Below are 5,407 nucleotides of genomic sequence, written 5' to 3' on the forward strand. Positions count from 1 at the left end.
AAGCCGGGCATTTAAGTAGCGCCTTGACGCTACTACACATCTCATCCTTTTCTGGAACATGTGCGTTGTCTTTTATTTTTTCGTCACTCCTGGACATGAATGGAAGGGGGTGTCTTTTTCTTTTTCCGATTTGGGCAGACCCGGCATAATTGCGGTTCGTATTAGATGCGGCGTTGTTCGCATTCACATTACGCGCGGAACAATTGCCATTATTAGCATTGCCGCGAAAACGCAGGCCGGCCTTCCATCCATTCTTTCAACCTGTCTTTTGCGGTTCGGAGGTCGCGGTCCCAGTGCCGGACTTGCCGCAAGACGGCAGGATTTTTCAACGCCAAATTTCGATATTTTTTTCATTCCTTTTTACTCCTTTTTTCATGTTTTCCAACATTTGGCCGGGGCTTGCAGCCCCTTCATTCCGCTTACAGCGGGGCTGCGCCTGCTATCAAGGCTTGGGCAGACCCGGCATAAGAGCGGTACGTATAAGAGGCGGCGTAGGACGCAGACACAATACGCGCGGAACAAATGCCATAAGTAGCATAGCCGCGAAAACGCAGGCCGATTCGGGCTCGGGCATTTAGAACACTGCTCCAGAAATTATCATCATAAACATAAAAACACTCGCCTGTGCTGATACTTCCCCCTTTCTCCGTCTTCCAGCAGGAATAAGGCGCACGTTTTAAGGCATAATTATTTCCGAGATTTGGATATGTACCAAGCTGCTTGTATTGGAATTCGAAATCAAATACTCCTTTATCCGATTTCGTTATAGTGGTTTCGTTATGCCATTTCTTCTGATCTGGTTCAACGTATATATCAACAGGATTACCTACTCGGGACGTGTTAGTGTCAACGGCACATGTGCCGACATTCTCTAACCCTCCGCCCCAATAAGCAAATATGTCACCGGACAAATTCATACCACCAATCAAGGACATTCGAAGGATTATTTCTACATCCCAGCTTTGTTCTGCACCTGCAGAGTCATAAGCGTTAAACGTCGTACTCATCCGCTTGAACACACGGACATTCATGCCCCCTTCTGACAGACCGGATGCGTTCGGAACATTCTCATACCAATACGTACCGCCATAGAACTCAAACTCGACACCTGGTTGGATACCCGTCTCGCAAGCGAATGAGGCGACCATCTGGCTCTCCATACATTGCTCTTTAGGATGCTCCAAATTCAACAGCGTAGTGAAATTGGTACGTTTCTGATCTGCCGCATAATAGATGTCTCCCTGAGTACTCCATGTAGCGTACTTCCATGTGCCACTGCTACTCAACTTGTATCTTACGCCTCCGTTCTGCTTCCATGTAGACTCGCTGTCACAGCTATCGTTTGATGATATGCCACTACCGAAAAACGTGTTCTTATGAAGGTATTTCGTTCCATAGAGAACCTCTTGCGCCGTCACATAGGTATTCAAGGCATGAAATCCGCCCTCGGAGAACGGATAGGAACGGCTCGTATCGGCGTTCATCGAGCGGGCACGCTGCATATTCGTTACCTGGTTCATGTCATTTGTACGGGGATAGGTACGGCCAACCTGGAACATCGTACACATATTACTCTGGCCTGCCGATGATTGGCAGTTCTTCTCCCCTTCATACAGGTAGAAGAAACTTCTTGGCTTATCACCTATCGTACACACCGGACTGGGTGACATCGCCGTCGGTGGTAGCGGATAATCGCTTACGTCTATGCCGTCCCATACCGTCGGAGTGGCGAACAGGCCCTTCCAGATACGGCCGGATTTCCCTTTCAGACTATCCAACAAGTATACAGTATCATCCCGGCCTATGCCGATCGTGTACTTGGTCTCGGTTGTCTCCCACGGACGTAATACACGGACCTCGACACCTTCAGCATTGTAGAGCTTCGCCATGCCATGCTCATTATAGAACGTTTCAGCGTTGAACGCCCCAGCGTCGCAATACTTCTGCTGGTGCGCCTCGTCCAAATACAACTCAACGTCACATTCTGCTCGCATTTCCTCTGTGATACCGACAGTCGGCGCAAAACTACCGTCCTCGAAACGGAACAGGTTATTACGCATCAGCTTGCCAACTGGGGTTGTCGTCTCTCCGGCATTATCGGTCGTATCAAGCAAATACACGTTCCATTTGTTCAGGAACTCCCAACTGCCAAAGAAACCGGTACATTCCGGAGCAAGGTCATCCTCGGACCAGCTAGCCACGCCGTAGTTGTCCTGTATTTGAAGATCCGATATATCAGACCGGATGCCCTCGATACTCCTGTTCACGTCTTCAATGTCACTCGCCTTCGCCAGCAATGACATGGGAAGGCCATAGTTCTTCTTCCCTTTCTCCACCAAGGCAACTTCTTCGCCTGTGACAGTTTCCAACTTGCCAAGTTCACTTATTTTCTTATCCTTCTCCTTCTCCATATTCTTCCAATATTACCATTCCACCATCTTCCATTAATACACTTCCTCCATCTTCCAACAGGACATGCGGGGGATGTGATTCTGATTTACCGAACTTACCATTACCGGTGCCGAGCGCATTGAGCGGTGCCGGACCGAGAACCAGTACGTTCAGCAGGATATAATTCAGTTTCATGATTCTGCCTCCCTGATTGTTCCCATTGTCACCTCTGTCTCACTCACAATCCTAATGTGCATGGGATAGACACCATGACCGAAAGAATGATCTATAAACTGGCCTGTCCTTTCCAACCAGGGAGGCAAGGCACAAGGGACAAATGTCCCGGTGTCTGAACTCCGCTGCGAGATATGAAAATAACCTCCTTTCTTTCTCTCCAAATGCAATGAGTAGTCGTTATTTACAGTCTCTTCCGCTACCCATTCTTTCCCTTGCTGGGAAAACTGTAATTCTCTTGCCTCCATAATTCTTACTTATTTAACCACCAAATACTTCAATAATAATTCCGCGTTACCGGCAGACATGCCTACGATCATATCCGGGAATGCGTCACGGGGAATACATGGATCTGGGAACTTACCTTCGTACTCTTCGTTATAGAGTTTGTTCTGCATCGGGATAAACTGCTTCTTCCATTCGATCACATCCGGATCGTCTTCCCGGAAGTTCATCGGATCTACGGATTCCGGCTTGGTGCCGTTCTTCAGTTCTTCAGCCTTCTTTTGGATCTCTTCTACAATCGAAGAGATTTCTGATTTAGCTGTCAGTACCTTGTACAAATCTTCTCCTTTCATCTTCGGAAGGCGAATTTCGCCCCCAAAGATGCTGTTGATAATTACGATCTCGCCTTTTTTCATGCTGTTACCTCCTGCTTAATATCGTCATAAATCTGTTTTAAAAGAGTAGAAGCTTCTGCCATCAACGTAATATCTTCTATATCATAAAATGATATCTGTACGCTATTAGGTTGATTAACGAAACTGTCTCCAATCTGTTTGTCTAAATTCCCGACCTTAAAAATCCGACCATTTTCCATCTTAATGTCATTAGGATTTCCGCCATATACGGCCTGTCCTTGAATAAGGAGATTTTCCCCTTGGATCTGGACTCTCGCCGTTGTTCGTTTTTCTGAAAAAACTGTTTTTAATTCCATAAGCATAAAATTTAAATTACTTGTAAAAATCATTTATATACTAGTACTAACTGTATATCAATAATAAACTCTTGATCAATACCTGGTCTAACAGGCAGCGTACAATACTGTGTACGTGTCAGATTTACTTCCGGTGGCAATTCTATCTTATAAGCAGGGCAGTCCTGCCAGTCATTTCTATCCCTCCATTTACACCGGATATAACTTCTTGACGTATCAATCTCACGGCTATCATTCCCTGTCTTCATCAAGTTAAATCGCACATTCTGGGTCGTTGTATCAGCGTCAGTCATTTCTTTCGAAGTAACCGTGTAATTCGTTGCCGGAACGTAATTGGGTGTTGATTGTATGACTGTCGTAATATCACCAAGTACGTTCTTTGCCCAATATTCACCCCAATGAATAATCCCGTAAGAAGTAGTTGGGAAATCACATATCTTGTTTCCTTCACCCATAGAAAACTCTCCCCAGAAATACAGTTTTCCACCTTCCGGTATTCCGCCAAGAGCACCTTGTGTCGTTTCTACCGTGTAATGGCCTAATATGTTGTAATCTTCGATTGCTATGTATTCGTCAATAACCGGATAGGCATAGTATAATTCCCTTGCGGCCATTATATGTATATGCGTATAATTCCCACATGGTACGGTCCAGTCTATTTCACCGAAATCCCAGAATATAGTTATACCAACCACGATGGATACTTGATTCTGCGGTACATATATGGTACTTCCCTCAGGGAACAGGTACGGTTTCCTGGCTGCCGGATTATAGCCTGCAAAAAAGCCTTTCTTACAGGAATATTCTTTTGAACTGGGTGTATCCCGTCTAAGGCGCAAGTACAGCGTTCTGTCCGGCAGCTTAATATCCCACTGCCCGGGTGACATACCACTCCATATATTCCAATACGGTTCTGCGCCGTCTATCAGTTCGCCATCGTTCCTCGTATATCCGTTTTCCGGGATTTTAAAGGCATATCCGCTAGACCCGCCAACCTTGGAACGGGTGCAGCAACGGTAAAGGCTGTTCTCTAGTGTAGTAACCGTCCTTGTTTCTACGCCATTACTGGTTTTAACAAGTATGGTCGACTGCTTGGGAGCTCCAACCGTACATGCTATTTGCGCCATATCAATATTTTTCTTGGTTATAATAGCCATATCCTTAATCTCCTATTGTTATCATATTATTACAGGCATCGATCTTTATCTTTGTGTTCCGAATTTGCTTGTAACCTATAATTCCACTTATCCGATAGCCGGTTTCCTTATGTATAGATTCTGCAATTAGCGAGATGTCAGTAGCAAGGAACTGATATATGTCTATTCCTTCCAATCGCACCCATAGATCACGAACCCGGTAAGATTCACATCGCTTTCCACCGATAGAACTTATTACCATATCTGTTTTAGCCATCAGTGAAAAGCCGTATTCATCCATCTGATTAATATCTATCAATCCAGCACTACTCCCCGTATCAACAAGCATCACTGCCGGACGGCCATTGATCTCAACTTCCACCAGCGGACGGCTGTCTGAAAGAATCAGGATAATCAGAGAAAGAATCATTGATATCATGCCGCACCTCCCATCTGTTGTTTAAGTTCGAATATCTCACGGTAAGCATTATCCAGCCGAAGCTGCAAGTTCTGTACCCGGCTTTCCAATATCTTTACTTTGTTCTCAACTGGAAGGAATCGGGTATATAGTTCTTGCATGCCACCTACAAGTACCGCCGACATACTTACGTAGTCCATCGAGTAGTAACCATCCGATTCAGTAAATACAAGTTCGGGATAGTATATCTTGACCTGCTGCGCTGACATACCGATCCTTACACGCCCTAAT

The 5,407-nt window shown here is 45.4% G+C and carries 8 protein-coding genes; all 8 read right to left on the reverse strand.

The window, feature by feature from the left end:
• Positions 1–419 precede the first annotated feature (419 nt).
• Positions 420–2,411 (reverse strand): hypothetical protein, encoded by a 1,992-nt coding sequence (locus MUN53_RS18105; RefSeq protein WP_243326814.1) that lies wholly within the window; start codon positions 2,409–2,411, stop codon positions 420–422.
• Positions 2,392–2,586: a hypothetical protein gene (locus tag MUN53_RS18110; protein ID WP_243326803.1), complete on the reverse strand. Its 195-nt coding sequence runs from the start codon at positions 2,584–2,586 to the stop codon at positions 2,392–2,394. The genes MUN53_RS18105 and MUN53_RS18110 overlap by 20 nt, the downstream gene beginning before the upstream one ends.
• Positions 2,583–2,873: a hypothetical protein gene (locus MUN53_RS18115; RefSeq protein ID WP_243326816.1), complete on the reverse strand. Its 291-nt coding sequence runs from the start codon at positions 2,871–2,873 to the stop codon at positions 2,583–2,585. Before MUN53_RS18115 ends, MUN53_RS18110 begins: the two co-directional genes overlap by 4 nt.
• A gap of 9 nt (positions 2,874–2,882) precedes the next feature.
• The gene (locus MUN53_RS18120) at positions 2,883–3,266 is read right to left on the reverse strand and encodes a hypothetical protein (RefSeq protein WP_243326818.1); all 384 of its coding nucleotides are present in this window, start codon (positions 3,264–3,266) and stop codon (positions 2,883–2,885) included.
• Positions 3,263–3,562 carry a hypothetical protein gene (locus MUN53_RS18125; protein WP_243326820.1) on the reverse strand — a complete coding sequence of 100 codons (300 nt, stop codon included), beginning with the start codon at positions 3,560–3,562 and terminating at the stop codon, positions 3,263–3,265. The genes MUN53_RS18120 and MUN53_RS18125 overlap by 4 nt, the downstream gene beginning before the upstream one ends.
• A gap of 29 nt (positions 3,563–3,591) precedes the next feature.
• Complete coding sequence (locus MUN53_RS18130; protein ID WP_243326821.1) at positions 3,592–4,719, reverse strand: hypothetical protein; 1,128 nt, start codon at positions 4,717–4,719, stop codon at positions 3,592–3,594.
• Between the two features lie 4 nt (positions 4,720–4,723).
• Positions 4,724–5,137 (reverse strand): retropepsin-like aspartic protease, encoded by a 414-nt coding sequence (locus tag MUN53_RS18135; protein WP_243326822.1) that lies wholly within the window; start codon positions 5,135–5,137, stop codon positions 4,724–4,726.
• The coding region (locus MUN53_RS18140) for a hypothetical protein (RefSeq protein WP_243326824.1) at positions 5,134–5,407 on the reverse strand (274 nt) is incomplete at its 5' end. The genes MUN53_RS18140 and MUN53_RS18135, both read right to left, overlap by 4 nt.

The sequence above is a fragment of the Parabacteroides faecalis genome, from assembly GCF_022809355.1.
GTDB lineage: Bacteria > Bacteroidota > Bacteroidia > Bacteroidales > Tannerellaceae > Parabacteroides > Parabacteroides faecalis.